The organism is Sphingomonas sp. LR55 (assembly GCF_036856015.1).
Taxonomy (GTDB): Bacteria; Pseudomonadota; Alphaproteobacteria; order Sphingomonadales; family Sphingomonadaceae; genus Sphingomonas.
Map to the genome: position 1 here is coordinate 2,810,513 of NZ_JASPFO010000001.1, position 26,073 is coordinate 2,836,585.

Genomic DNA, 26,073 nt, shown 5'->3' on the forward strand with positions numbered 1-26,073 from the left:
TTGCAGACGGAAATTCTCTGGGTCGCGCCCACGCTATCGCTCGTGCTCAGCTACCTGCTCGGCTCGATCCCGTTCGGCGTCATCCTCACGCGCGCCGGCGGTGCAGGCGATCTGCGGACGATCGGCTCGGGCAACATCGGCGCCACCAACGTATTGCGCACCGGGCGGAAGGGCCTCGCCGCCGCCACGCTGCTGCTCGACATGGCCAAGGGCGCGGTCGCCGTGCTGCTGGTCGCGCACCTGTTCCCCGGCAATGCCCTACTCGCGGCAGCCGGCGCGTTCATCGGCCATTGCTACCCGGTCTGGCTCAGGTTCAAGGGCGGCAAGGGCGTCGCGACGCTCATGGGCATCGTCGTCGCGCTCTACTGGCCGCTCGGGCTCGTTTACGCGGTCGTGTGGCTGGGCCTTCTAGCAGGCCTTCGCATCTCCTCGGTCGCCGGCATGGCCGCCGCGCTCAGCGCGCCGTTTGCTGCCGCGCTGTTCGGCCGGTTCGACCTCGTCCTGCTGCTCCTCGCACTCGCCCTGATCGTGCTGTGGAAGCACCGCGAAAACGTCGAGCGCCTGTTCTCGGGGACCGAGCCGCGCATCGGCTCCAGCCGGAAAACGAGTGACTGACCCGACGGTCTCAAGACTTCGGCTCATCCGCACGACCGGGATCGGACCGGTCGCCTATCGCCAGCTCATCGCCCGCTTTGGCAGCGCCGACGCCGCAATCGAAGCGCTCCCCATGCTCGCCCAACGCGGCGGCGGACGCAGTCCCCGGATCGCCGACGCGGCGCTGGCCGAACGCGAAATCGCCGCCACCGCCAAGCTCGGCGCGCGCTATCTGTTCCTCGACGATCCCGACTATCCCCGCCTGCTCGCCGAGATCGAGACCGCACCCCCGCGCTGATTTTCCGCGGCGACCTCACCCACGCCACCCGCCCCTGCATCGCGATGGTCGGCGCGCGCAACGCGTCCGCCGCCGCCTGCCGCTTCGCGAGACAATTGGCGCTGCAACTCGCCGAAGAAGGCACGACGATCGTCTCCGGCCTAGCCCGCGGCATCGACACCGCCGCGCACATCGGCGCGCTCGGCGCGGGCTCCAGCGGTGCCACGATCGGCGTCATCGCCAGCGGCATCGACATCGCCTACCCGCCCGACAACACCGCGTTGCAGGAACGCATCGCCACCGAAGGCGTCCTCCTCGCCGAACAGCCCCCCGGCACCGAACCCAAGGCGCGCAACTTCCCCTCGCGCAACCGCATCATCGCCGGTCTCGCGATCGGCACCGTAGTGGTCGAGGCGGTCCCCAAATCCGGCTCGCTGATCACCGCGCGGCTCGCCAACGAGTCCGGCCGCGAGGTCATGGCCGTCCCCGGCAGCCCGCTCGATCCCCGCGCGCAGGGCTGCAACCTGCTCATCAAGCATAATGGAGTTGCCCTACGGGTCCGCAGACGCTTTAACTCTGGTTATGACGCTCCCCGCTTTTATCTACGCCCGCTATTCCTCGCTCGAACAAGGGCGAGGCACCTCGCTTGTTCGGCAGTTTCAAAATGGCCGAGATTACGCAGAAAAAAGGGATGGCTGCACGATCCTGACCGCGAGATTTCCGACAAAGGCCGTTCAGCGTTCCATGGCGCGAATCGGTCTGAGGGTGGCGAGCTGTATGCGTTCGAACGGCAAGCCGAGAAGGGCTTTTACCGAAACGGCGCTGTTTTCATTTGCGAGCATTTCGACCGCATAAGCCGCCAGGGTTGGGAAGAGGTTCACGCCTTCCTGAAAGTCTGCGTGGAAAACGGCGTCAGTGTCGCGACCATCGACGGCGACCGCTTTTATCCAGCCGGTCAGCGCATCGACGGCGGCACCATCATGGAGTTGGTGTTTAAGAGTGAGGGCGCTCGCGAGGAGAGCAACAAAAAGAGTGAGCGAGGGCTGTTCAACTGGTCCGAGAAGATCAAGGCCATTGAGGCCGGTGATCGCAAGGCAAAGATCGGTTTGCCACCCGGTTGGATGATGCGCGATTGCAAGACCGACGATGTGGTCCTGCATCCACATCGCAGCGCAGTGCTGCGCGAGATATTCGACCTGTATGTTGAGGGGCATGGTCTGCCCAGCATCGTGGCCATGCTGAATGCGCGTAAGGAGCCAAGCTGGTCAGTCGGCAAAAAGGACAAAGGCAATGGCTGGAACACGGCCTATCTCCACAAGCTGCTGACCAATCGTGCCGTGCTTGGCGAATACATCCCCATGTCGCGAACCCATGGCGGCATCAACGAAACCAGCAAAGGCATCGTGAAGCCCGACCACTATCCTCAGGCCATTCCAGCCGAATTGTTTGCGCGCGTAGAGTCTGTTCGCAAGCTGCGCCGGTTCTCAGGAGGGCCAGCGGAGGCCAATGTCAGCAACCTCTTCTCCGGTTCAGCCTTCTGCACCTGTGGCGCTCCCATGTATTTCCAGAGCCAGCAGAAGGCCGGTCGACCAACTAATCACAAAAGCAAGCTGGACGGTCGCAAACTCAGCTATGTCAGTGGGGTCAACCGCAGCTATCTGAGGTGCAACAACAACCGTCGAAAGCACGAATGCGAGAACAACAAGACGTTTAGGTATGAGTCTTTGGAGCCAGCCATTCTTGATGCCGTGCTGGCGGTCGCAATTGACGATAAGAAGTTCACTGTCCCCGATCATGTCGCGGCCATGGCCGCTAACGTAGCGGAAGCCGAACGGCTGCTTCAAAGCAAGCGCCAGAACCTGCAATCCATCGTGGACACGTTGGGTGAGCATTTCATTCGAGCCCTAGCGGTCAAAGCGGCAGAGATCGAAGCGGAGATCGACGTAGAGGAGGCCAAACTGCGCGAAATGCAGGATGAGCTATCGCGCCAGCGCGGCGGCGCTAACCCGATCGAACATCTGGCCAGAGTCCGCGAGGTCAAGGACAGCATCAACAGCGAGGACAAGGAAGCCCGATACAGTGCGAGGGTCAGGGTGAAACAGGCACTCGCGTTCCTCACTCGCAGCACCTTTGCCGCCGATGGCGTTGTGACCGTGATGTTGCAAAACGGTATGATGGCATGGCGCTTCGACCAGCGCGGCCAACCCATTGGGGAGCCAGTGGACCTGCGTAACCGGCTCGACCTCCACAGGGGCCTGCCCGGTCCAGCAAAGATGGTTGATGATGTTCGCAACCGGATGGAGCAGCCAGCGCGACTGGTCGTGGACCCATCGGAGCAGAAGTGGAAATACGGGTCCTAAGAACCCTCAGGATAACCGAGACAGGTAAGCGCAGCGTTGGATAGCTGCGCTTACCTGTCTGGGCTTGTGCGGGGCTCTACGGGCGTCTCTGGCGCTGTCTTTGGACCCACGTAGTCAGCTTGTCGTTGGCCGGTCGAATGTGAGTTGTTCGCCGCTGCTTCAGAAAGCGCATTAAGCGCGGGTTAGCTTGGCTAATCGGCGGCATTAGCAGCGCGGCAGCTTGTGGGTGTCGGAGCCGATGTGGATTGCGAAGTGGTTGCGCTTACGCTCCACGTAGATGCGAGCGCCCTCAAACGTAACCGCGAAAGCATCATCCTCGAAGTCTGCGCTGTAGTCGAACGTGTTGAGTGCGTAGTCTGCGAATGCGTTGAGGTCGATCTGTGTAAGCATGTGGGCAACTCCTGTTTGCCCACTCTATCAATATCCTTTTGGCATCCTTTCCTACACCAGATTTGTTCTACCAGTCAGATTTCTGATGTCTTTGCCGTGATGCCATTCTTTGGTTTATTTGCCCTCCATGTGGCGCTTGATGTTCTGGTGGCAACAAGGAGTAAGCCACATGAACTCAGAACTAATCGCGATACTCACGCCAGAGATTGTCCAAAAACTCAACGCCAATCATCACCAGCAGCTACCCCTCAAGGGCACTCGGCGTGAGCGAGACTTCGAACCCGTATGCAAGATATTCCTGCCTTGGGCTGGGGCGACATGGTTGTTGTCAGAACTGGACGATGACGGACTGGCGTTTGGACTGGCCGACATGGGTAGCCCTGAACTTGGCTACATATCCCTCGATGAGATTTGGGAGGTCGTGGGACCGGGAGGGCTGCGCGTAGAACGCGATATCCACTTCAAGGCCGATAAGTCGCTCAGCGCCTACGCCAGAGAAGCGAGGGCAAAGGGGAGAATCGTAGCCTAGCTAAGTAGATAGCCAGCCGGGGTTTCTGTCAATTTCCCGGATGGGCTTTGTAAGCATGGGAGCCGGGCCACTTTAAGTGGCTCGGCCTTCCCCATTTAGAGCGTCAAGTGCTTTATCATATGACGGCAGGATCTCGCCCGCGTATGCACCGATCTTGGCAACTACCTTTTCAAACAACCCAGCAACGTCCTCCGTCTCTTCAGAAAGTGAACTGACGAGGTTTCTAGACGCTACGCGTGTCCATTGCGGTGATAATTTGGCACGCTTGCTAACCTGCACCCCTGCATCTGCGAGTGCCTGATAGTATCGAAGCCGCGCCTCCTGCTCACCCGGTCCAATGACTAAGCGAATTCGAATGTGGCGTTTATCTCCACTGCGCTGGATCTCGATTAGCATCAGTCGATTACTGCTCGTCCACCTCTGCGCCGTGAGGAAATCAGGCAACTGGTCCCAATCCTGAATTGCGAAGCGCATGTTGCTTGGTGGGCTATCGTCGGTGATGACGGTCATACCGGACGCCTTCGACATGACGGCGGCCAAGTCATCGCGTGCCGCATACAGCATACCATAGAGCCCTTCGTCGGCGTCGGGACGATGCTCCATCAGAAACTCCAGCGCTTCACGATGCTGGCCCCACAGCTTCGCCGCCAGCCGCTCCAGATGTTCATTCGGCAAGTGATGTCTCCGTAACATGGCTAGATATGAGGCGAGCAGCGTTCGGGCCTCGGCCGATCCGATTTGCTTCCCTGCCACCCCGTCAAGTTCGCGGGCAACCGCCTCAAGCGGAACTGTTAGCCAACCCTCGCCGTCCGCGTCGCTGGCGTCATCGCCATGCTTGGTTACAAACAGGAAGAGGTGCCGCCAGCCCGCGCTGACCGGCCATTCCTCACTTACCAATTTACGGTAGCGACGTAGCTGACCGCTGTGTTCAGAAGCGTCGATTTTGAGTTCGATCGCTACGATCAGCTTCTCATCCCCGACAACCACGACGAGATCAATGCTTCGCCACTCTCGCCGCACCTGCGCTTTTTCAAAGTCCATCAGATGCACGTCGAGAGGGGTGAGAAACCCCTCTTGGCCGTTGGTGTCGGCTTGCCGCTGAGCGTGGGCGGCTGTTCGCATCAAAGCCCTGAGGCATTCTGTGCCGAAGCCATGCGGACGTTGTGGATCGAGAGCGTAGGCTAGAAAATGGCCGTGCCGTATTTCCTGCCGAACCATCCCCACCGCTTCAAACGGGCAGAATACGTCCTGTGATGCCTCGACTTCTTCGAAGTCAGCGTTCCCAACGAATAGCGCTTCCAAGGAGTCTACGTTCACAACGGCACCCTCGCTGCCCAGACAGGAAGCCCCGGCACCGGCCGGGGCATCGTCTCACTCCTAGTGAGGGTTTTTCATTCAGTCTTCTTGTTCCGGCGTGTCTCGCCCATCCGCTCGCTGCGGCTTTTGACCTGCTTCTCGATCGCCTCAAGCTGGTCCTTGAATGCGCCCTTCTCGATGTCGGCCTTTATGGCCTTCAACACTTCCACGAACTGCGCCTGAGGAACAGCTAGTTCCTTTTCCTCACCGACCAACTTGAGTGGGCTGTTGGCGTAGCGGATCATGAAGGCCACGTTGTCGCCCTCAACGCGGAACGTCCTGCGTCCCTCGACCTTGGGCTTGTTGAACAACTCGATCTGCTTATCGATGCTGGCCATGACGACCGCCGATGCCGTGCGCGCTGATCCAGCGGCCTTGGCCTTTGCGAAGCCCTCGACCGTGTGAGCGGGCTTTACGGTCTTTTTCCAGTCCATTCTAAGTCTCCAGCTAGTGCAGCAACGCTGCTGCTGTTAGGACTAAAAGACATCGCCTGACTTTCAGAGCAACCGCTTTCAGGCATAAAGTGCCCGACGCATCATATTGTCGGTTACGCCGACGTAGGATTGCGTGGTCGCGATGCTGCTATGGCCGAGCACCTTGCTAACGATGGCGATATTCACGTCCCGATCTACGAGGCTGGTCGCAAGGGTCCGACGACCACTGTAGCAGGAGCCCTCAACCCCTGCGAGTTTGTAGAGCCGCCGCATAGCTTCGCTGATCCCGTTGGCCGTGAACACGTCCCCTGCCTTGTTGCGGAATACGCGCCCCGCGCTGCCCTGCATGTGGGCGGCCAACGCTTCCAGAATCTCGCTGCACAGGGGAGGCTGCGGCCCTGCTTGCGCTTGCTGTGGCCGAGCGGGATGCGGAGTTCGTCACCGCGGAACCAGCTAGTATCTAGCCCCGCGATCTCCATGGGACGCAGGCCCAGCTTAATGCTCAGCAACATCATCAACCGATACATATGGGGGCGGCTGGTCCTGCTGGCGTAATCCAGAACAGTTTCAAACTCGGACTGCTTCTTAATCGGCGCGCGCATCTGCTGAACTCCTGTGTTGCCCAGCATATCTGCAATCGTCTGACGGCCATTCCTACCAAAACCAGACCGACAAGCTGAAAATGCTGCCGACTTTTCATGTCTTAGCTTTTCTCAAAGCCTGTCTCACACTGGTCTCGTGGCAATACCTTCGCAGCACCTTTTAGCGTGAACGCGGTTGATTGTCCCGACGATAGTCGAACTCTCATGGCGGAACCTGAGCGCATTGAGGCCCAAAGTGACCGAAATATGTCGTAGCTTACGTGCGAGGTTGTGCGAAACTGGCCCCACTTGTCGGTAGTCAGCTCATACTCCTCTGCGCCGACAACCACGATCACCGTGGACAGGGGACGGGGGTTCTTGCCGCCGACCGTAAAGCTGATTGTCGCGCCGTCGTAAGGACACGCGATATAGAAGTAGTCGCTTCCTGCGCTGTCGTTCTTGAGGCCGTATTCCATCGTGCCCTGGCCGTATCCAGAGAACCATCGTCCGATCGGCTCCCCGCTTGCCATCCCAGAACAAACGATCAGTCCTACTGCCATCAATATATGACGCATACCGCTTCTCCTCTCTTGCGCGGCCATCACTCAATGGCCGCCTACCAAGCACGCCAATTCATCTTTGCTAGCCATGGATCAACGGCAAGTTCGCCTTCGTCGTTGTCACTTCCCGGCACCATCATGATCTTTCGACCCGACGGATGGGTGAGGAAAACTGGATTGTAGGAGCCTCCCTCAGGCCGGTCCCAATAGCGGTGCGTCTGGACGATCAGGTATCCGCGGTAAGGCCCAGTTCGCATCACCCGCAGCGCTAAGCCGGGGCATACCGCCTTGATCGCGTTCCGCTTTAGGTCGAACCGGTGAACGTATGCGGAGTTTGGGGAGGCATCGGTGCTGCTGAAGTAGACGTAGCCGCCATCGAGTGAGAACAGCGGACGCGATAGGCCGGCCAGGTTGCGCGAATAATCGCCGTTCCACCTAGACACTAGCAGGCGGCGTTGGACGCCGCCCCTTGCGCCGTAAAGGACAATTGCCTGAGCGCCGGAACCGTTCTCGTCACCTTCACCGTTCGGAACTACAGAAACCGAGTAACCACCGTCAGGGGATTTGGCCGAGTCCTGACCGTTAACGGCACTGCTTAAAAATAATGCCGAACACGCAACCACTGCACTCCACCGCATCGTATCCCTGCCCCTGCTGTCGCCATGATACGAAGCTACCACAAAATGCCCTGAGGTTGTGTAATCACCTTGAACGGCTACCGCGAAATGGCCGCAGTTGTCATCCGCCTATCAGATACTTAGATGAACGCCGAACTGGAGCAATACATGACTGATGATACCTACGCCCCCAATCCTGTTGAACTCGCCACGGAGTTGACGATCGCTTGGTTGAGCAATCCCAACACGCGCACGACCGCCGATGACGTGCCGGCTTTTCTCGCCCAGATGCACGCCAGTGTTCAGTCCCTAGTGGGCGGGAACGAGGTAGCCGCGGCACCATCGGACGAGCCCAAAGAATACGTAGGTGCCGTAACGGCGCGCAAGTCGCTGAGCAGCCCTGACCACATCATCAGCATGATCGACGGCAAGCCCTACAAGACCCTCCGTCGTCACCTCGCGACCAATGGCATGACGCCTCAGGAATACCGCGATCGGTATAACCTCAAGGCCGATTATCCCATGGTCGCTCCTGCCTACTCTGAGGCACGTCGCACGATGGCCAAGAGCATCGGTCTTGGTCGCAAGCCGGGTCAGACGAACGCCCCCAAGGCCGACGCACCAGCGGCCAAGCCCGCACCGCGTAAGCGCAAGACCGAAGAAGCTACGGCGGAATAACCTACTGGGCTGGCTTTCCACGGAGAGCCGGCCCCTTAACTGTTGGGCGACGATTCGCCGTTAGATCAGCCCGATGAGCCCCAACTATGTTCGTGATGCCTTGCTGGCCCACTTGCCGCCCCGATCTCGCCGCTACCAGATAGCCACGGGGACCAAATACACCTTTAACTGTCCGGCTTGCACTCATCTAGGCCATGCGCCGGATACGAGGCAGCGCGGCGCTATCTTTGTGAATGCCGACGGCAGCACGGGCTATGACTGCTTCAATTGCCAGTTACGCACTCGCCAGCAGCCCGACAAACACCTCGCCCATAAAATGGAGCAGGTGTTGGGCTATCTGGGCATGAGCGAGGAAGAATGTCGCAAGCTGCGGTTCCACATCAGCGCCGCACTGTATGCAAAGAACAATGGCCCTCGCATCCAGAAGCGCGACCTACCCAGCGGTGCGATCCTCATAAAGCACCTCGTGGCTAATCCACCGGATGACCAGAGCTTCCGCGATGTCATGGCCGACCTGGAGGACATGAACGAAGAGATCCGCGACTCCTATTACTGGACGGCTGAACCCGGAGCGAGTGGCGACATGAACCGCCGCTATATCTGGTTCTTTGGCACGACCCATGATCCCGTGGGATGGGCAGCAAAAACCATTGATGACCGGGATGCAGAGGACATACTCAGCGATCCGAATATCTGGCTATTTGTGGATGACGAGGATTGAACCGAAGCCACGAAGTCTATGATGCGCTCGTCAAATGGTCTGACCGGCTGCAAGCCTTGCCGGGATGGAAGGAATGGAACCGGGCTAAAATCTCGTTCACGCTGTCCCATGACGACGGGCAGCGAAAGCCAATAGACCTGCCATCCATTTTCCCTCTTCCACCCGAGATTGATAAACAGCACGCTGCGATGATGGCTTGGCTACACCTCAACGCCACTGTTCGAGGTATGCGCGCCTGCTCCTCATATCTCCGGCACGCTCCAAATCCTCGACTTGGTATTACGACCGAGGACCATTTGCGCTACATGGTCGAGCTATATTTCAGTCGCGTGTATGAGTTCAGCGAGCGTTTGAAGAAGATGATGAACGCGCTGAGCGATACAATCGCACCGGCCGAGTTCAATACGGGAACTATCATCAAGGACTTCAAGCGGGTCTTCAAGCAGGAGATCGCGCAGCGCAACTCTACGCACCACGATGAGCATTTTGACGACGTCTCACTGGATCAGCTAGGCTTGGTCAACCTGATTGGCCAGACGGAAACTGGCCAATTGAAGGGATGGAAAGAAGAGCACCAATGGCTTTGGAGGAAAGCATCCAAGGAATGGCGCGGACGGATCGATCGTGGCGCAGATAAAGCTGAGATATATGTTGAGAGCGTTGCGGCAGCGATGATCGACTACTGCCCTTGGCTTACCGACTCGGTCGCTGAAGCGGAGCGGCGATGAGCCGCCGCCCCGACCAGCTATTTCTTCTCGGTCGGTGATTCCTCAGCAGGGCTATCCTTCTTGTCCGCAGGGGCGTCACCGTGCTCAGCCCCGGTAACTACCGCAACGATGTGACTGCCATGAGTGAGGAGGTTGTCCGCCTGTTCGACCGTCGCACTTGCGGAGGTAACAGCAAGGCCAATCGCGCCAAGCACAGGTAGAGCCTTTCTATACCAGCTTTGCGCCTCGGTCTTTCGCGAGCCTTGCATACCCTGAGAACGGGCGATCTCTGCTGCCATCGCCCCCCAGGCCCTCGTCAGCCCTTCGATTCCGACAATCTGAAAGGTCTGGATGCTCCACATGAACTGCTTAATCTGCTTCGACAAGAAAGCCTTCAGGCGGTCATCGACTCCGCTGGCATCAAGCTCATCTAGCATTCCCTGAGCCTGAGCGGCGACGTTTGTTAAAAAGTCGACCGGTATGTCGCGATTGTCCAAAGGATCAAGAACATCGTCGACCAATGTAAGGTATTGAAATGCCTGACTCTCGCCTTTTAAGCTATCCGTTGTGAGGGTTTGCAAGGACTCTAGTGATAGGTAATTTGCCAGCGACGTTACGGCTCCTGAATACAGCGCCTTACTTCCGCCCTTCAATCGACTGGCGTTAATATCATCAATAAGCTGGTCGCAATTCGCTTTTACAGTCGCTAACACGCTGTAAAACTGCACGCTGCCTACGTTTGTGTTAACCGTCTGGGCTATCGCTGTGTTTATATACCGGTTCTGTCCGGTAATTATGTTCGTAAAAAACTCGCGAACTTCCGTCGCGAGCGTTCGCTCGTCAGCCATTCACGTCTACTCCCTGATGCGATTCAATTTGTCTCGAGAAGCCCCTCGCGCTCGAGAACGAGGCGCACCTGTTCGAACGCTGCACTAATTTGCCCTTTGGGAAAACGAATTTGGCCGAGGCCTTGGACGTTTGAGAACTCCTCAGTGCCCTCTTCGAGCATGACGATCCCTCGGGTGAACCCTAAACGCCCCTGGAACAGACCCACCTCGTGGATGACGTTCATGCGGGCCTGTAGCTTACCTTCGGCAGTTTCATCCTCAGCAGTCATGATGACGAACGCCACGGCAGCAGCATCGAGCATCTCGGAAAGGCGTGCGATGTTAGTTAGGCCTGCGACGGGAACACGGTTGAATTCATCAACTGGCAAATGCAGACGATCTTCAACAAAATCCTTGAGTTCACGCCAGAGCAACGACCGCCCATGCCCAAGGAAGACATTCGTTCCAACCCGAGACGTCTTCTTGGCCGATTTCGCACGACGCTCCAGATGAGACGCAGCCTTTCGAGTGATGTCAGCGGCGTTATTTGCTGCGCCGAACACCGTAGTCATTGAAACCACCTCAGCTAGCATCTCGATATGAGGCGGCGTAACGAGCCCAGCGGTAAGCGCAATCGTATCTGACGAGATGAATTGTCCAGATGGCCTGTAAAATAGTATGGCATCTCGGTAAGATGCTGACTCGATCCCCTCAATGTCCGTTTTCAGTTTCGCTAAAAAATCATCCGATTTCTCGGCGATCGCGGTCGAGAGGATCGAAACCACATCGCCTTTGATCCGTTCGAGTTTTTTGTCAGCTTCGCTTACACGCCGGTTTATCGCCGTAAAGTCATGGTTGCCTGATAATTTCTTAATCTCAGCCTTTACGCCTTCGGGATCATACTCACCCCACTGGCCGCGAGACTCCCCAAATCGCATGTTTGAGAGGCCCCATTGGCTATCGAACCGCGCCCCCGGACGCGCCTTCAAGCCTTCTTGGTAAACTCTCGAATGGTAGCCAAGCCATGATTTAGAGAATGCTTCAGCGACCTGATTACATGCATCAATCCGTTTTTGGATCGGTCCTTCGACTGATGGCTCAACACCGATAGATGCGATCCGCTCGAATTCCTTTACTGCCTCAAATAGCTCCTCGACTGCCGACACCCAGACCCCCGTTCTCTAACCGTTCCTCTAAATAGCTGTATGGCACAAAAGAAACTACCCAAGCTGGACGAACAATCGAAGCGAGCGATCCAATACGCGGCCCGGACCGCCGAGAGCGCGAAGACCCTGAGTGAGCTGGCAGATCGCAACCTAGCCGAGAGCGACACCAATGCGTGGCGTCGGGTCAGCGAGGAGCACAAAGAGATCATTCTCTACCGCATTCGTGGCGGCCATATCCTCTCCACCGTCTGCCGTGAGATCGGTGTCGACGCCGCAACCATCCGCAACCTCGCGGCGATCGATGAGGAATTCGACAAGCGCCTAGCCATCGCCAGTTCGCATGGGCAATCGGCTCAGGTCGAGAAGCTGTATGAGATCCCCTACGACACCACTCTGAGTGACGCGGCCAAGAAGCTGCTCAGCGACAACATCAAATGGATCGCGGCTCGATCCAATCGCAAGGCATGGGGCGACAGCCTACAGGTGGACCAGAACGTCGCGGTCTCGGTGTCCATGCCCCAGTGGGGCCTTGGTGGACCAGTCATTGATGGCAATGTAATCGAAGACCCAGAGCAAGACGATTAACGGACTTCTAAAGTCTTCAGTAGATTGCACCAGTGGACGACTTTACAAGCAGGATAACCAAAGGGGATTATCATGAAGTTGTATTTGATCGTTGATAACACAGGCTACCACAACTGGCTGGGCAACCTCATGCGGGCCATCTACCACACTCCCAGTGAGCCAATGCCTCAGGACTTAAAAGACCTCATTCTATCCATTGATGCAGACGAGGTAGAGCAGCATCTGTGCCGTGCAATGGCTCTGGGCCTCTAATACATAAGTGATCCCCTGTAAGGGTCTGTGAGGGTCAAGGGCTGGCCTTAGGGTAGTTGGGTAGCAGAGCGCCTAATAGACCCTGTGCGACGCCCATGTTCCTGACCCCCGATCAGTCAATCAGTCGGTGTGTTGCCTAGGTAGTATGGTCACTGTGGCGGTAGTCTCATTCGAGACTATGTGGGCCTAGATAGGAAGTCATACCTCCACCCTAGCAAAATAACATCAAGTGAAAAACCGTCAGCCAGAATGCGACGAGTCGTTGAACTCTTTTGTTGTCTGGGTCTGCAAATAGTCTCACTCCTGCTCAGTCACACTATACTCGCAATAGAGCAAATCAACCACTCATTGGCGGTATGGACAATCTATCTAAACCAGACCTAATCAGTGGTTGGTCAGTCAGAAAAGAATGATGTCAAGAGCCAAAGATATATTGGCCTGGCTTGCTCTTTGACAGGTATGACAACATAGTGAATGGGTAGTAGAGCAACCTCCTACGTAAAGCCGCATGGCACCCCAAACAGCAACGGTTCGTCGCAAAGATAAAAAGATATCTAGGTGACTGCCTGATCGGTTGATTTGCAGAGTCTGGTCTATAGTGTGACTGGTAGAGGTGCGACTTGGTAGATTGAACTGATATTCAGAAAAGAATGCGTCAAGTCCAAAGATCGGTTGCTCTTTGGATCAAACGGTTTGGCGGAGGGCATACGCCCCTTTCTCACGGTGCCCTGCGAGTCTTAGGATTTCTATAAGGTAACCTGAGATTTGATACCGGGCTTTCGCCGCGCGGTGGCTTCACGCTACAACCGCGGGAAACTAGGAGGGGGTTTGCGTGTCGTTGTCAGACGTAACGAAGGGTTCGATTTTGGAAACCCTAGAAGAGTATCGGACACTAGGAGCAGGCAAGTTCCATCAAAAATGGGGCGGATCCGACAAAAACGTGGACTACCATGTCGTGTGGGAAGGTGGCTTCTATCCGTCAAAGGCAATTGTCAACGCGGCACACTATCGATCGATAGGCGACCTAGCCATGGAGCATCGCGGCTATAGCGGCGGATTGGCAACAATGATCCCTGTGCTGGAAAAGCACGGATTTGATTATACCGAAGGGAAAGTGAATTGGGATCGCGAGGAGATGATTCTCGCGCTTGATCTTTACTTTCGTAGCCCTCAACCGGGAAAGACGAGCAAGTCGATTGCGGAAGTATCCGACCTTCTTCGCAAAAGAGCCGGGCAACTAGGCCGGGCAGTGCCTCCGCGCTTTCGAAACGGCGATGGCGTTTACCTCAAGATGATGAATTTCCGTCGGTATGACCCTAGCCAACTGGCCAAGGGCAACAAAGGAATGGAGCGAGGAGCCAAGCTAGAAGCGATCGTCTGGCAGGAGTGGTCGGGGAAGCCCGATCGTTTGCGTGAGGCTGCATCCGCGATCCGTTTGAGTATCCAGAATGGGATTGAGGTTGGAGAAGCATTCTCAGATGACATGGATGCCGACCTTGCGGCTGAGGGTGGCTACGAATATCGCAAGCATCGCCGCTACGAACGCAGCCCAATCAATGTGCGCCGAAAGAAGGCGAGCATTCGAAACGCCGGCCTACCCCTCGCGTGCGAGGCATGTGACTTCGATTTCGAGAAAGCCTACGGCGAGCGCGGGGCTGACTATATCGAAGTGCATCACAAGAAGCCCATCCATACGGTCAAGGCCGGCACGGTGCCAAAGCTGTCGGACTTGGCCTTGCTCTGCTCAAACTGCCACCGCATGGCCCATCGCTGGGGTAAGCTGATGTCGGTGGAAGACATTGCCAGTCTGCGGGGAAACTGACGCTTGAACCTACAGGAATGCGCGTCCTTGTTCGCGCATTCCTGCCAGGCTCGGATTTCATTAAGGCCATCCTGAACCTCAGTTAATGGCTTGATTAGCTTCGGGAAGCCGCTGGCGGATCGCTCGGTCGATCAGCAACTTAATTGTTCGGTCCATATTGGTAAAGCGGCAGAGGGCGTTAAACCTGTCTTCGCCAAGCTCAACAAGCAGCTTTCCAAAAACCTCGTCTGCGTAGCTGCTCGATATGACAAAGACCTCCTCAAAATCGAACGTCACGGGGACCGTGAAGTTGTCCATGAGGTTGACGGCCTTATTTCTAGACTCGCGGCCCGCCTCCCGCGTGCCGAACGAATAGCTTTCCTCCTTTACTTTGAAAAGAATGCTGTCATCGTCAGCCTCGTAGTATTTCTCTATTATATCAAACGATGGCACATGAGCTTTGCCCTTGAAGACTAGAGCCTCCTCTAACAGTCGGTTGTAGTCCCAGTTGATGCAAGCCCTAACAAAAGTGCCGTTGAATGGTATTGGAGCAGTCTTAACGATGGTTGTTGCCGAGTGATATCGACTAGCAGGTCGATTTTTCAGAGACACGTTGCCCGACAAAATATCAAACTCGCCGCCGCTGACCTCGCAACACCTAAATGTGCCAAACAATCCATTCCCGCGGTTCGTCTGTTTGTTTTTTGTAACCCCTTCGTTGATTGCCTGACGTAGTGCAATCGCGTCGTTATCATATCCATACTCGGACTGCCGTAGGGAACGAGGTATGGTCATGCCCGCATCGCAAACGTAGAACTCGATTTGCTTGCGCTTTGGATAGGTCATAACCTGTATGATGCCTCCCACTGGCGATGCGGCATGGTTGAGGACGTTATCAACTACCTCGTCAATTGCCCATTGGAGAGCAACAATCCGGCTCCGATCCAACCCGCTTACTAATCCGAGCACCATTCTAATACTCGTATCCACCGCGTCGTGAGCCTGCGTAGCTGTTGCGAAGGCAGTTGCAGAGAGATTTCGTTTACTTGCACCAGCCATCGATCCGTATGTTTTGGGATCGATCAAGTGAGCCCAGTCCGTATTTTGAAGAAGGCGTGCGCCGGTCGAAAGCGAGGGTAGAATCAAATCAAAGTCGAAGTCACTTAGCCGGTATTTTCGGCACATAACAACAATCGGTAATATGTAAGGGGCGGACACAAATGTGGCCTGCTCAAAATCTAGAACTACGTCAGAGTATCCCTGCTTGGTAAGCACTGTATGTAATGCTGCGAGCACTGGTAGCGGGTCGCCACCGACGTTGCCCGAGAACGTGAATACGTTACCGTCGCTTCTAAACAAATTACCTGCCCCCGAGTGATTTGACTGTGCCCAACGGCGGCCACCGAATTTGTCATTCTAAGTGAGTAAGCTCTTCTGGCCGACGACCATCCCATCCCCCGCTAGTTCGTCCAGTTGGAAACCGCATTCATTTTCGATGCGATCGACCTGGCCTTGGAAGTGCCGGCGATGCTCATGCGTGTCCCGCTGTCCGGTCCTGCAATAGCGGGCTTCCATCATGCTCCGGCTGACGTGACCCCCGTTTTTCATCCAGCGGCAACCAGAGACCGACCGTTGTTGTCGCGCAGGAGCGCGGGTGAAGCAACGGGCGGGTTTAAACCCGCCCGTTGCTTTTCGAGTTCGGCGGCGAAGGCCGCTGGTGTGGCGTAGCCGAGCGAGGAGTGCGGCCGCTCAGTGTTGTAGTCGTCGACCCAGCGCGCGAGGATCGCGCGCGCCTGGCGGATGGTGAAGAACAGCGTCTCGTTCAGCAACTCGTCGCGCATGCGACCGTTGAAGCTCTCGACGAACCCGTTCTGCGTCGGCTTGCCCGGGGCGATATAGTGCCACTCGACGCCGGCATCGCCCGACCACGCGAGCACCGCGTTCGAGGTCAGTTCGGTCCCGTTGTCGCTGACGATCATCTTGGGCGCACCGCGCTCGGCGATCAGATTAGCGAGTTCGCGTACCACGCGCTTGCCCGAGATCGAGGTGTCGAGCACCGCCCGCAAGCACTCGCGTGTCACGTCGTCGACGATGTTGAGGATGCGGAACCGCCGCCCCGTGGCCATCTGGTCATGCACGAAGTCCAGGCTCCAGCGCTGGTTGGGCAGCGCCAGCACGGGGGCCGGCGCCCGCGCGCCGACAGCACGCTTGCGTCCCTTGCGACGACGCACCGTCAAACCCTCTTCGCGGTAGAGCCGCTGGGTCTTCTTGCGGTTGATCGTGATGCCGTCCCGGCGCAGCAGGATGTGCAGCCGCCGATAGCCGAACCGCCGGCGCTGCTGCGCCAGCTCACGCAATCGCGACCGCAGGTCGCCATCATCTCCCCGGCACGAGCGGTACCGCATGCTCTTGCGATCCGCTCCGACGACAGCACACGCCCGCCGCTCGCTCATCCCCAGCGCCGTCTGGAGATGCGCGACCGCTTCCGCTTCGCGGCAGGCGTCACCATTTTTTGACAGCAGGTCCTTCAGACCCGCGTTGTCGAGCATCGTATCCGCCAGCAGCCGCTTGAGCCGGGCGTTCTCCTCCTCGAGCGCTCGCAGCCGCTTCGCGTCGGACACCTCCAGCCCTCCGAACTTGGCCTTCCACGCGTAATACGTCGCGCTCGACATCCCGTGCCGCCGGCACAGGTCCGTCACTACCGCGCCCGCCTCGGCCTCCTTCAGGATGCCGATGATCTGCTCTTCCGAAAACTGCTTCCGCTTCATCTGTCCGTCCCTTTCCGGGGTCGGACTCTAGCTCCAACTGGAGGAAAAAACGGGGGTCACGTCACGGCGATCGAGATACGCCGTCAACATCAACACTGGCGTCGTCATGCCGCTGCGCCAAGCCTCCCAACGGATCGCGTCTTTGCGTCCTTGCCATGTGAGGAACTGATGAGCGGCAAAGGGCAACACACCCGTCGCGTTGGTCTGGGCCGATAATCGTTGGCCACGTCTAAGCCGCTTCGCTGGCGTCTCGTTCCTATGTGCGGCCTTCGCGGCGTCGGTCGCTCTAGGACGGGCTTTCTCTTAAATACGGGAGTGTTCGACCGTATCAGCCTGACCGGCCTCGTCCTCACGTCGGCTGGAACGGCGGGTCTGGCGACGGCTCAAACAGCCACACCCTATGAGGTCTGGGCACCGCTTATGTGCGGCTGTCTCGCGGCTCTCATCGTCCGTGGCATCGCTATTACGACGCCTAGCCGCAAGAAGCGCGTCATGGTGTTTGAGATCCTAGTTACCCTGCTATCCGTGCTGCTCACCGGGACCATCATCTACGACCGCCAATATACCATCATGTATTCGACGTTCACCGGCATGGGCATTGGCGCGCTCGGCGTGGGCGTCATCGGTATGGCGCGCACGTGGGCAAAAACCATGTTGCAGAATCTCGCCAAGAGCTATCTTGCGGCCAGCGATCCCAAGACGCCCGACGCCTGACGAAGATAGCCTTCCAACCCGCCAGTGCTAAGAAGATGGTCAAGCGCGAACGACTGGAAGATCTCTGCATGTTTTGTCCAAATGCCGCCGACTGGGGAAATGTAGCAGACTGGGTTTCAGGTGCAGGAAGCGTGATTGTCGGTGGCGGAGCTCTCTACGTCGCATTTATGGAAAGACGGCGTGCCGTTCGAGCCGAGGCGAGGGCTTCTGACGCCGAGGTCCGAGCCGCTCGCTACGAGGACGACCGCCATAATTCGCTTGTCTCTTCCGGTCTTCGTATCATCGAGATTCTCGAGGACGCCAATCAGCGATTTCTTAGAGCCGTTATGGGTCCGGATGATCGTAATACCGAAAAGTCTCAATGGATTAATTTCGTAAATCAACAAAACCAGCGGGCAAGAAGGATGTTAGATTTTCCTCATGCGGATCCGCTTCTATTCGCTGCGTTCGATTCTCTCGTAGCATTTAGTGATCTACCAGAGCGCGTGAACAACCTCCACCCTGCTGACGTCGCAGCTACAGCAGCCGAACTCAACGAAAAGCTCGAAGGACTAAAGGGCGGTTTCGATATCATACGACGCCGCACAGTTTGACTTCACCTTAAGGAAGGGTATTAGCCGAACGTCAGCTTGAAAAGCATCGCGATCTTCTTGTCGCCGACGCATATTGCGAGTTTTGGATAGTTGATGGTTGGTGTCCAACTGAACGGGTAAACGTCAAACCCAGCATCCTGCTTAACTAGCCAGACAATTTCGGGGGATTTGAATGCTCGCCTGAGAGCTTCGGTTTTCAGCGCCTGATTATACGCAGCATTCCACTTTGCACGCTGGTAGCCATTCAAAGCACTGTAATCGACTGATAGGTCTGCGCCGACTTCTAGCGCCGCATGATGTTTTGCGTAGGAGTCTGCATCGGCATCGTCCACAGGCAATTCGAGATTGAAAACCTGATACCCTTCGGTGCTCTGCGCCACGTCGTGTGACAGCCTCATGCGTCACCTCGCGATGCCTGTAGGCGCTCCCATGCGGCAGTTTCAGCGGCCCTGCGCTGCAGAGTCTGGGTGGCCTTCTTTGCCGCGAGCTGAGCGCGACGCGCCTGTTTACGCTCTTCGGTCCACGGCTCTTTGGCCTTGCCCTTATTGGCTTCACCAATGGCCTTCTTATGCTCGTCACTCTTGGTGAGGCCGGTAAGGGCTTCTGAGATTGCCTGCTTGTGGCCGTCGCGCAGCTTATCACCGGCTTGGGGCAAATTGATCTGGGCACTTTTCTGGCGCGAGCAGACCGTTGCGGTTTCCTTGCTCAGCTTCCCCGTAGAGCAGGCTGCATAGCTTTTCCATGTAAGCACGAATGCAAAAGGATTTGTGTCACGCATCTGGTAGCGGATACGGTTCGCGTCGATTGCGCGCTGTAGGCTGTCAAGCTGCTCAGGAGCAAAGAGGTCAACGAAGTCCTGAAACGGAAGATCAACTTCGATACCAGCGGCAATCTGTTTGTTAGTAGCCGTGGTGTGCCACGATTGCAGGTAGGCTGTTAGCCTCTGCGATAGATTCTGAATGTCTGTCATGTGATGCTCTTTCAACAGGAAACCCCAGCGGGAGCATCACCAACCGCTGGGGTTCACGTAATCCGGTTGGGCCGGAAACCTAAACTATCTGGAACACTTGGGTGATGCTCTGTGTCCGATCTATTTATCTGGAATCTCTTAGAATGGGCTCATACGGTCCATATTCATACTATGCTGCCTGCGGGGCTCTGGCGTCTATATCCCTCTATCCAATAGAGTAGGTTTATATAGTATTAAGTAGGTCATCCCACGTGACATTGGTGATTAACCAATAGAATAGGTATATTACTCTGTAGAGTAATTACACCCATCCCATTGACTAACCCCCAAAATCACATGGAATGAGTAGTGCCACGCGGTTCCCGCGTGCTCCGCGCCTTCGCGTTGCTCAGGTGCTCGCACGGGAAACCCGCTTGTCACATGGCTTCTCAGGTAATCGCTCTGGCTTTCGCCAGACCCAGTAGTCCTGCGGACGGCTAACGCTCCGCTTATCCCCAGGAGGTGTTGAGAGAAGGCTGGCTGCGCCGAGGGAGCCCGCGCCGCACGAACCCCGCATCCGTTTACCCGGCGTTTACCTGCTGCCCGATAAGCCGAATGTCTGAGGGCAACCTCAGACGCTCTTTGACAGACATAGGTTCGCAAGCTGGCTGGGTAATCAGTCGTCACTCTTAGTGGCGGCAATGTCTGGGATGAAAGTCCTTTGCAGATCAGCGCAGCGGTTGGTCAGAGACCTGGGGCCGTGCCTCAGGCCGACAAGGCTTGTCCTTACCATACGCTGAAGATCGGGAGTTGCGTCAGTAATGACGTGCACGGCTGCTCGATCACCAAGCTGGCAAAGGAACCATATTATGTCGATCGAGAACAACACCACCACCGAGACTCTGGCACTCAACCCGGTTGAACTGCTCGTTCAGGACTTTCAGGGCCGCATGGCCTCGGACGAAACGACGATGCAGGACTTCCAGATTAAGGGATGGGAAGTCGTCTGGAATCAGGTTCAGGAGGCATATCGCGTCTCGCGTCTCATCATCCTCGATGACGAGAACAAGGCGTTCTACAAAGCGGCTTTGGAAAAGGCCGGTTTGAAGCTGCCCAGCGGAACTGCAAACCAGTGGCTTCCAGTTACGAAGTTGCTTTTTGGGAAGTGGAATGTCTTGAACAGCATCTTCACGCCCGATCGCAGCGCGGAGAAGTATGCAAATTACTTCCGTTATTTCGAGCTCAACGGCGTTCCTGCTGACGAGGTTGTCGACACCATTCGTGGTGCCGTGCATGGTGATCTTCGCTACCTCAAGGCCATTGAAAAGATGGACCGTGAGGACAACGGAGTCGCTACGAAGGGGTTCACGCCTGAGGCAAAGCTGAAGGCGGGACTTAACCGCAATGCGCCTGACGTGTTCAAGATCGCAAAGCCTGCTCTTGTGGATTCCTCCACAGAGTATGGCGTTCTGGTTTTCGAGCGCGACGGCGACGACATCGTAATCATCACGTCAGAAGAACTCACTAAGGATGCCTTCGAGGCAAAGGCCCGCAAGCGCGGTGCCAGCTTGCTTTCGAAGGTCAACGATTTGGGCAAGGATATCGCGCTCAAGTTGGCTCTTGGCGAAAAGGTGGCGGCGTAAAAGAAACCCCCGGAAGGCTTAACGGCTTTCCGGGGTTTTTTATTGGACGGTTGAGCAGTCCGGGAATGTCCTCAGGGGACGTATTACTTACGCCTTGAGGAACAGCGCGGCCTCTGCGGCACGTCGCTTTGTAAGCCCTGCAAGCACCTTACCGCCTGCCTTGTTCCAGCGCCCGAACTGCGCTGCGGCACCCGCGTAATCACCCCCGTTGAGCAGTCTGAGGAGCGTAGAGGACGCAAGCGCGCCCGATCCCAGATTGTATGCGAACGAGGTCAGCGCACCTAGTTGATTGGCCGTCAGGGGCACTTGGACGATCCGACGAACCCGAGCCTCGAACTCGTCATACTCCTCAACCACCCACGCATCGGCCTGTGCCTGCGTGATCTTCTGGCCCAGCTTGACGCCGGTTGTTCGCCCATAGCCGATCGTCGGCACACCAGCGGGGCAAAGATAGGCTGTTAGTTTGCAGCCCTCGAAAGTCTTTACGAGGCCAAGACCGGCACGGGATGAGTTTGTCATCCCGTATCTATCAAATCAGCCCGTTTGACCCCGTTTCAGGGCACTTTTCGGGGTTTCTCCATAAATACTTGACGGGAAGACAGACCCGCAATGCTTACAATGGAGAATCTACATGACGACAGTTACACTGAGCCGCTTCGAAAAGTCCGCACGATGCTTTACCGGCGTGGATACCTATAAGGCTTGCCTCAGCAACGCAGACGAGAACTGCGCTCCCATTCAGGGCTACATGGACGGCTTGATCCGACAGCTACACAACCACGCCGACGAGCCAACGGGCTGGTCGTTCGCCTCATGGCGCAAGGGAACGAACGTCGCGAGCAACCTCATCGGTGCGAACGCCATCATGCTTGAATACGCTTTGAGCCGCGACGACACCGAGATTGTTCAGCGGCTACACGACAGGGCTGAGGATCTGGGTTGGGGTCACTTCCTCATCGATACCGAGGCGAAGAGCGGCAACACCATCACGATCGTTTTCCCGCTGACCAGCACGATTGACCAAGCCCAGTATGCGCGGCTGGCCTCGATCCTCGCGGAGCAGTTGGACGAATACCGCATGGAGCATGGCTGTTTGGCGGCCACGCACATCGTTCAGGTCCATCGCACTACCTCACCGGTCGTGTTCACGGGCACGGCAATGGACCCAGTGAAGGAGATCAAGCGCACGGCCAAAATGTATCAGCGCCTGAACGCCCGCAAATACGAAGGCACTCGACCCAGCGGCAAGCTGCTCACTCAGGCCGGGGATGCCCCTCAGGCAATCGAAGACGGCCTGTTCGTTTTCTTTGAGACACCACAGGAAAAGACCCAAAGGGAAGCCCTTGAGGTCATGGCCCGCTACGGCTTTCAATCCTGACGTGTCATCGATTCACGGCAAAGCCGTCTCAGAACACAGCAATTAGCTTGTCTGACGCGCAGGATCGCGCAAAGATGAAAGCGGGTAGGAAGACTGCGCGTGCGATCCTTCTGGAAGGGAGCGCCACCTTGGACGGAGACCGTCTTCCTACCCACTCAACACCTCCCCTTGGACCGGTTTGGTGAAGGTCATTGCCACCGGACTTTGAGGTCGGAGGGCATGACAGTCATTGTTCTACGGCGAGTCGAACCGATCGCCAACCATGAATGCCGGCCATTTCCATCCGTTCGTCTCGCGACACCTGCCGAAAGGAGTGAAAAAGCGTCGATTCCTTCCTTCGTCGCTTGATGATCTTCTGGATCGCCTCGATTGCGTCGTTTGCGTAGATCGCTTCGATCGTCGCTCAGCACGAACCAGACCTTCAACCAATAGTGGAACGCTTGCCATACGTTCCCGTTCTGTTCCATAGTGGGCATGGATTGGAGTCGGGTATGGCAAGCACCATCACAGCAGAACGAATCAGCGAATTGATTGCCGAGGCTCCTGCCTGGGCTAAGATCGGTCTGACGATGCCTAACGAACGTCTGCGTGAAGACGCCCAGAGGGAATTGGCGCAACACGTTTACAGCGCTCTTTACCAGCCCATCAACACCGATACCCAGCAGCTTCGGCTACCGCTTTGACGTGGGCAATGTCTGTTTTCGCTCCCTGAACGATTTCAGCCGAGCCAATGCCAACGTGGGATGCGTTTGCGGCTCCTGCGGTCACAAAGGAGTCGTTCATCGGGACCTGTTTGCCCGTTGGGCATTCCCTAAGCGCGTCAACGTCTCGCTGGAGAATCTGCCCGGCTACCTGCGCTGCACCAAGTGCGGAGCAAGGCCGAGTCGCATAGCCCCGACGCCCTTGCCGCCTACGATTCCCAAGTGGGGAACGGACGATTATTTCAAGCGGCTGCAACGTGGCCTACGAGGGTAGAAACGCCCGTAAAACAGCAGGTTACGACGCGTGTAAACTACCGCATGTTTGATTCGCGAAGGCGCCACGCTGGTGCAATCGGCCGCCGATATCCTCGAGCAGATCCGCCCGTTCGACCCGCGCTCGGTCCGCTCACCGATCGACGCCTATGCAAGCTCCCCCGCCGAAGACGCGAGCGACACAGACCGCCGCCGGATCATGGACCTGCTCGGCCCCGTCCCCGTCGCGATCGACGAACTCATCCGCCAGTCGCGCCTAAGCCCCGCAGTCGTCCACACGGTGCTATTAGAACTCGAACTCGCCTGCCGCCTCGACCGCCACGCCGGCGGCCGCGCCAGCCTAGCTCAATGATCCTCCCCCGCCAGGGGGAGGTGGCGCGCAGCGACGCAGGGGGAGGCATGCGAAACATCCGCTCCGTGTCCTCCCCCTCCGTCTGGCAAACGCCAGCCACCTCCCCCTGGCGGGAGAGGATCGCACCGTGTCTGCGATCACTCCGCCGGCAGATAGATCTCGCTGCCTTTCGCGCGGAATTTCTCGCTCATGTCGGCCATGCCCTTCTCCGCGTCGCTGCCGGTCGCGAAGATCGCCCGCTCTGCGTCCCCCGCATTGACATCCGCCGCTAGGAACGTATCCGCCGGCGCGTTCTGCTTGGCGGCAAAGTCGCGGACCTCCTGCGTGATCTTCATCGAGCAGAATTTAGGGCCGCACATCGAGCAGAAATGCGCGGTCTTGGCACCCTCTGCCGGCAACGTCTGGTCGTGATAGGATTCCGCCGTGTCGGGATCGAGCGACAGGTTGAACTGATCGCGCCAGCGAAACTCGAAGCGCGCACGTGACAGCGCATCGTCGCGCATCTGCGCCGCCGGATGCCCCTTCGCCAGATCCGCCGCGTGGGCGGCCAGCTTGTACGTGACCACGCCGACCTTCACGTCGTCGCGATCCGGCAAGCCGAGGTGCTCCTTCGCCGTGACGTAGCAAAGCATCGCAGTGCCGTACCAGCCGATCATCGCGGCGCCGATGCCGCTGGTGATGTGGTCGTAGCCGGGGGCTATGTCGGTGGTGAGTGGTCCTAGAGTGTAGAACGGTGCCTCGCCACACACCTCAAGCTGCTTGTCCATGTTCTCCTTGATCTTGTGCATCGGCACGTGGCCGGGGCCTTCGATCATGACCTGGACGTCGCTCTTCCACGCGCGGTGGGTGAGTTCGCCGAGCGTGAAAAGTTCGCTGAACTGCGCTTCGTCGTTGGCGTCGGCGATGCTGCCGGGCCGGAGGCCGTCGCCGAGCGAATAGGCGATGTCGTACGCCTTCATGATCTCGGTGATCTCGTCGAAGCGCTCGTAGAGGAAGCTCTCCTTGTGGTGGCTGAGGCACCATTTCGCCATGATCGAGCCGCCGCGAGAGACGATGCCGGTGACGCGTTTGGCGGTCATCGGGATGTAGGCGAGGCGAACGCCGGCGTGGATCGTGAAGTAGTCGACGCCCTGTTCGGCCTGCTCGATGAGCGTGTCGCGGAAGATCTCCCAGGTGAGGTCCTCGGCGACGCCGCCGACCTTTTCGAGCGCCTGGTAGATGGGGACGGTGCCGATCGGTACCGGCGAGTTGCGGAGGATCCATTCGCGGGTGTCGTGGATGTTGCGGCCGGTGCTGAGGTCCATCACGGTGTCCGCGCCCCAGCGGATCGACCAGACGAGCTTGTCGACTTCGGCGGCGACGTTGCTGGCGACCGCGGAGTTGCCGATGTTGGCGTTGATCTTGACGAGGAAGTTGCGGCCGATCGCCATCGGTTCGGATTCGGGGTGGTTGATGTTGTTGGGGATGATCGCGCGGCCGCGGGCGATTTCATCGCGGACGAACTCGGGGGTTACGAAGTCGGGGATGCTTGCGCCGAAGGACTCGCCGTCGCGCTTGTACTCCTTCAGCATCGCGCGGCCGAGGTTCTCTCGCGTGGCGACATATTCCATTTCGGGGGTGATGATGCCTCGGCGGGCGTAGTGCATCTGGCTGACGTTCTGGCCTGCCTTCGCACGCAAGGGCCGCTTGATGCTGCCGGGGAATTGGGGGACGCCGCCTGAGCGGTCTGGGCCCAACTGCCCGTTGTCCTCGGGGCGGATTTCACGCGCGTCGTAGCTCTCGACGTCGCCGCGAGCCTCGATCCACCTGCGGCGGAGTTGGGGGAGGCCGGCGTTGATGTCGATTGTCGCGCGTGGGTCCGTGTAGGGGCCGCTGGTGTCGTAGACGCGTAAGGGGGGCTCGGAGCAGCTTGGGTCGAGGACGATTTCGCGCATGGCGACGCGGACGTCGGGGCTGGTGGGGACCGCGACGTGGATTTTCCGGGAGCCTCGGATCGGGCCGGTGGTTACGCCGATATCTGCTGTCGGGGTGCGTGCTTCGAAATCGGCCATGCGCTTGCTCCTACGGGTCTCGGAGCAAGGACTGCGGTTCTGTGGCGACCGCTCCCTCCCTCCGCCGGTATCAACCGGATCAGGTTCAGCGGGTCGAAGGCTCCTGCCTTCCTCTCAAGCGCGGATAAAGCGCTCCCCGGGGTGGGGTGAGCATAGGGGGGTTGGGGTGGGGTGCAATGGGGAATTTGGGGGTGCGAGGTGCGCGAGGGAAGTGCG

The 26,073-nt window shown here is 57.7% G+C and carries 28 protein-coding genes, 2 pseudogenes and 1 riboswitch; of the genes and pseudogenes, 16 read left to right on the forward strand and 14 right to left on the reverse strand.

All coding sequences use genetic code 11. From position 1 onward, the window contains the following. From plsY to QP181_RS13430, 3 genes and pseudogenes are all read left to right on the forward strand, one after another. Nucleotides 1-615 (forward strand): glycerol-3-phosphate 1-O-acyltransferase PlsY, encoded by a 615-nt coding sequence (gene plsY / locus QP181_RS13420; protein WP_333928833.1) that lies wholly within the window; start codon nt 1-3, stop codon nt 613-615. Next, nucleotides 608-1,428, forward strand: a pseudogene (gene dprA, locus QP181_RS13425) (DNA-processing protein DprA); the annotation flags it as partial. The gene plsY and the pseudogene dprA, both read left to right, overlap by 8 nt. 567 nt (nt 1,429-1,995) lie before the next feature. Then, nucleotides 1,996-3,231: a recombinase family protein gene (locus QP181_RS13430; RefSeq protein WP_333929635.1), complete on the forward strand. Its 1,236-nt coding sequence runs from the start codon at nt 1,996-1,998 to the stop codon at nt 3,229-3,231. A gap of 204 nt (nt 3,232-3,435) precedes the next feature. Here the strand turns inward: QP181_RS13430 and QP181_RS13435 are convergent, their stop codons facing one another. Continuing rightward, nucleotides 3,436-3,621 (reverse strand): hypothetical protein, encoded by a 186-nt coding sequence (locus QP181_RS13435; protein ID WP_333928834.1) that lies wholly within the window; start codon nt 3,619-3,621, stop codon nt 3,436-3,438. Nucleotides 3,622-3,790: 169 nt separating this feature from the next. On the opposite strand from QP181_RS13435, the gene QP181_RS13440 reads away from it, so the two are divergent. Further along, entirely contained in the window at nt 3,791-4,150 is a 360-nt protein-coding gene (locus tag QP181_RS13440) for a DUF2958 domain-containing protein (RefSeq protein ID WP_333928835.1), read from the forward strand. Between the two features lie 72 nt (nt 4,151-4,222). Here the strand turns inward: QP181_RS13440 and QP181_RS13445 are convergent, their stop codons facing one another. From QP181_RS13445 to QP181_RS13465, 5 genes are all read right to left on the reverse strand, one after another. Continuing rightward, nucleotides 4,223-5,452 carry a PDDEXK-like family protein gene (locus tag QP181_RS13445; protein WP_333928836.1) on the reverse strand — a complete coding sequence of 410 codons (1,230 nt, stop codon included), beginning with the start codon at nt 5,450-5,452 and terminating at the stop codon, nt 4,223-4,225. Nucleotides 5,453-5,541: 89 nt separating this feature from the next. Then, entirely contained in the window at nt 5,542-5,940 is a 399-nt protein-coding gene (locus QP181_RS13450; protein WP_333928837.1) for a hypothetical protein, read from the reverse strand. A 78-nt stretch (nt 5,941-6,018) separates the two neighbouring features. Further along, nucleotides 6,019-6,324, reverse strand: coding sequence for a tyrosine-type recombinase/integrase (locus QP181_RS13455; protein ID WP_333929636.1), 306 nt, complete (start codon nt 6,322-6,324; stop codon nt 6,019-6,021). 319 nt (nt 6,325-6,643) lie between these two features. Beyond that, nucleotides 6,644-7,096, reverse strand: coding sequence for a YfjT/YkfB family phage-associated protein (locus QP181_RS13460; protein ID WP_333928838.1), 453 nt, complete (start codon nt 7,094-7,096; stop codon nt 6,644-6,646). 41 nt (nt 7,097-7,137) lie between these two features. After that, nucleotides 7,138-7,719, reverse strand: coding sequence for a hypothetical protein (locus tag QP181_RS13465; protein ID WP_333928839.1), 582 nt, complete (start codon nt 7,717-7,719; stop codon nt 7,138-7,140). A gap of 147 nt (nt 7,720-7,866) precedes the next feature. Here QP181_RS13465 and QP181_RS13470 point away from each other — a divergent pair, with 147 nt between their 5' ends. The 3 genes from QP181_RS13470 to QP181_RS13480 all read left to right on the forward strand — a co-directional run bounded on the left by QP181_RS13470 (nt 7,867) and on the right by QP181_RS13480 (nt 9,825). After that, on the forward strand, nt 7,867-8,376 hold the full coding sequence (locus QP181_RS13470; protein WP_333929637.1) for a Ros/MucR family transcriptional regulator: 510 nt from the start codon (nt 7,867-7,869) through the stop codon (nt 8,374-8,376). A 73-nt stretch (nt 8,377-8,449) separates the two neighbouring features. After that, on the forward strand, nt 8,450-9,097 hold the full coding sequence (locus QP181_RS13475) for a hypothetical protein (protein ID WP_333928840.1): 648 nt from the start codon (nt 8,450-8,452) through the stop codon (nt 9,095-9,097). Further along, nucleotides 9,094-9,825, forward strand: a complete 732-nt coding sequence (locus QP181_RS13480) for a hypothetical protein (RefSeq protein WP_333928841.1) — start codon at nt 9,094-9,096, stop codon at nt 9,823-9,825. Before QP181_RS13475 ends, QP181_RS13480 begins: the two co-directional genes overlap by 4 nt. A gap of 17 nt (nt 9,826-9,842) precedes the next feature. Here the strand turns inward: QP181_RS13480 and QP181_RS13485 are convergent, their stop codons facing one another. Beyond that, the gene (locus QP181_RS13485; RefSeq protein ID WP_333928842.1) at nt 9,843-10,652 is read right to left on the reverse strand and encodes a hypothetical protein; all 810 of its coding nucleotides are present in this window, start codon (nt 10,650-10,652) and stop codon (nt 9,843-9,845) included. Nucleotides 10,653-10,675: 23 nt separating this feature from the next. Beyond that, nucleotides 10,676-11,797, reverse strand: a complete 1,122-nt coding sequence (locus QP181_RS13490) for a TIR domain-containing protein (RefSeq protein ID WP_333928843.1) — start codon at nt 11,795-11,797, stop codon at nt 10,676-10,678. Between the two features lie 39 nt (nt 11,798-11,836). Between QP181_RS13490 and QP181_RS13495 the strand changes: the two genes are divergently transcribed. The 3 genes from QP181_RS13495 (at nt 11,837) to QP181_RS13505 (ending at nt 14,456) form a co-directional block, all read left to right on the forward strand. Then, entirely contained in the window at nt 11,837-12,382 is a 546-nt protein-coding gene (locus QP181_RS13495; RefSeq protein ID WP_333928844.1) for a terminase small subunit-like protein, read from the forward strand. 72 nt (nt 12,383-12,454) lie between these two features. After that, nucleotides 12,455-12,634, forward strand: a complete 180-nt coding sequence (locus QP181_RS13500; RefSeq protein ID WP_333928845.1) for a hypothetical protein — start codon at nt 12,455-12,457, stop codon at nt 12,632-12,634. Between the two features lie 832 nt (nt 12,635-13,466). After that, nucleotides 13,467-14,456, forward strand: coding sequence for an HNH endonuclease (locus QP181_RS13505; RefSeq protein ID WP_333928846.1), 990 nt, complete (start codon nt 13,467-13,469; stop codon nt 14,454-14,456). 78 nt (nt 14,457-14,534) lie between these two features. Here QP181_RS13505 and QP181_RS13510 read toward each other — a convergent pair whose 3' ends face one another. Both QP181_RS13510 and QP181_RS13515 read right to left on the reverse strand, forming a co-directional pair. Beyond that, the gene (locus QP181_RS13510) at nt 14,535-15,794 is read right to left on the reverse strand and encodes an STAS-like domain-containing protein (RefSeq protein WP_333928847.1); all 1,260 of its coding nucleotides are present in this window, start codon (nt 15,792-15,794) and stop codon (nt 14,535-14,537) included. A gap of 245 nt (nt 15,795-16,039) precedes the next feature. After that, nucleotides 16,040-17,203 carry an IS3 family transposase gene (locus QP181_RS13515; RefSeq protein WP_333922600.1) on the reverse strand — a complete coding sequence of 388 codons (1,164 nt, stop codon included), beginning with the start codon at nt 17,201-17,203 and terminating at the stop codon, nt 16,040-16,042. 315 nt (nt 17,204-17,518) lie between these two features. Here QP181_RS13515 and QP181_RS13520 point away from each other — a divergent pair, with 315 nt between their 5' ends. Next, a complete protein-coding gene (locus QP181_RS13520; protein ID WP_333928848.1) occupies nt 17,519-17,917 on the forward strand; it encodes a hypothetical protein in 399 nt (132 codons plus the stop codon). A 35-nt stretch (nt 17,918-17,952) separates the two neighbouring features. After that, nucleotides 17,953-18,510 (forward strand): hypothetical protein, encoded by a 558-nt coding sequence (locus QP181_RS13525; RefSeq protein WP_333928849.1) that lies wholly within the window; start codon nt 17,953-17,955, stop codon nt 18,508-18,510. 20 nt (nt 18,511-18,530) lie between these two features. Here the strand turns inward: QP181_RS13525 and QP181_RS13530 are convergent, their stop codons facing one another. Together QP181_RS13530 and QP181_RS13535 are read right to left on the reverse strand one after the other, a co-directional pair. Beyond that, nucleotides 18,531-18,890 (reverse strand): hypothetical protein, encoded by a 360-nt coding sequence (locus tag QP181_RS13530; protein WP_333928850.1) that lies wholly within the window; start codon nt 18,888-18,890, stop codon nt 18,531-18,533. 14 nt (nt 18,891-18,904) lie between these two features. After that, nucleotides 18,905-19,480 carry an NUMOD3 domain-containing DNA-binding protein gene (locus QP181_RS13535; RefSeq protein WP_333928851.1) on the reverse strand — a complete coding sequence of 192 codons (576 nt, stop codon included), beginning with the start codon at nt 19,478-19,480 and terminating at the stop codon, nt 18,905-18,907. 848 nt (nt 19,481-20,328) lie between these two features. Here QP181_RS13535 and QP181_RS13540 point away from each other — a divergent pair. Then, on the forward strand, nt 20,329-21,102 hold the full coding sequence (locus QP181_RS13540; protein WP_333928852.1) for a hypothetical protein: 774 nt from the start codon (nt 20,329-20,331) through the stop codon (nt 21,100-21,102). 87 nt (nt 21,103-21,189) lie between these two features. On the opposite strand, the gene QP181_RS13545 is transcribed toward QP181_RS13540, so the two are convergent. After that, entirely contained in the window at nt 21,190-21,621 is a 432-nt protein-coding gene (locus QP181_RS13545) for a lysozyme (RefSeq protein WP_333928853.1), read from the reverse strand. 112 nt (nt 21,622-21,733) lie between these two features. Here QP181_RS13545 and QP181_RS13550 point away from each other — a divergent pair, with 112 nt between their 5' ends. From QP181_RS13550 to QP181_RS13560, 3 genes and pseudogenes are all read left to right on the forward strand, one after another. Continuing rightward, on the forward strand, nt 21,734-22,480 hold the full coding sequence (locus QP181_RS13550; protein WP_333928854.1) for a hypothetical protein: 747 nt from the start codon (nt 21,734-21,736) through the stop codon (nt 22,478-22,480). Nucleotides 22,481-22,971: 491 nt separating this feature from the next. Beyond that, the gene (locus QP181_RS13555; RefSeq protein ID WP_333928856.1) at nt 22,972-23,163 is read left to right on the forward strand and encodes a DUF6771 family protein; all 192 of its coding nucleotides are present in this window, start codon (nt 22,972-22,974) and stop codon (nt 23,161-23,163) included. 340 nt (nt 23,164-23,503) lie between these two features. Continuing rightward, nucleotides 23,504-23,806 (forward strand): annotated as a pseudogene (locus tag QP181_RS13560) (DprA-like winged helix domain-containing protein); the annotation flags it as partial. A 137-nt stretch (nt 23,807-23,943) separates the two neighbouring features. On the opposite strand, the gene thiC reads toward QP181_RS13560, so the two are convergent. Further along, nucleotides 23,944-25,857, reverse strand: coding sequence for a phosphomethylpyrimidine synthase ThiC (thiC, locus tag QP181_RS13565; protein ID WP_333928857.1), 1,914 nt, complete (start codon nt 25,855-25,857; stop codon nt 23,944-23,946). 39 nt (nt 25,858-25,896) lie between these two features. Continuing rightward, nucleotides 25,897-26,006: riboswitch (TPP riboswitch) on the reverse strand. Nucleotides 26,007-26,073 lie beyond the last annotated feature (67 nt).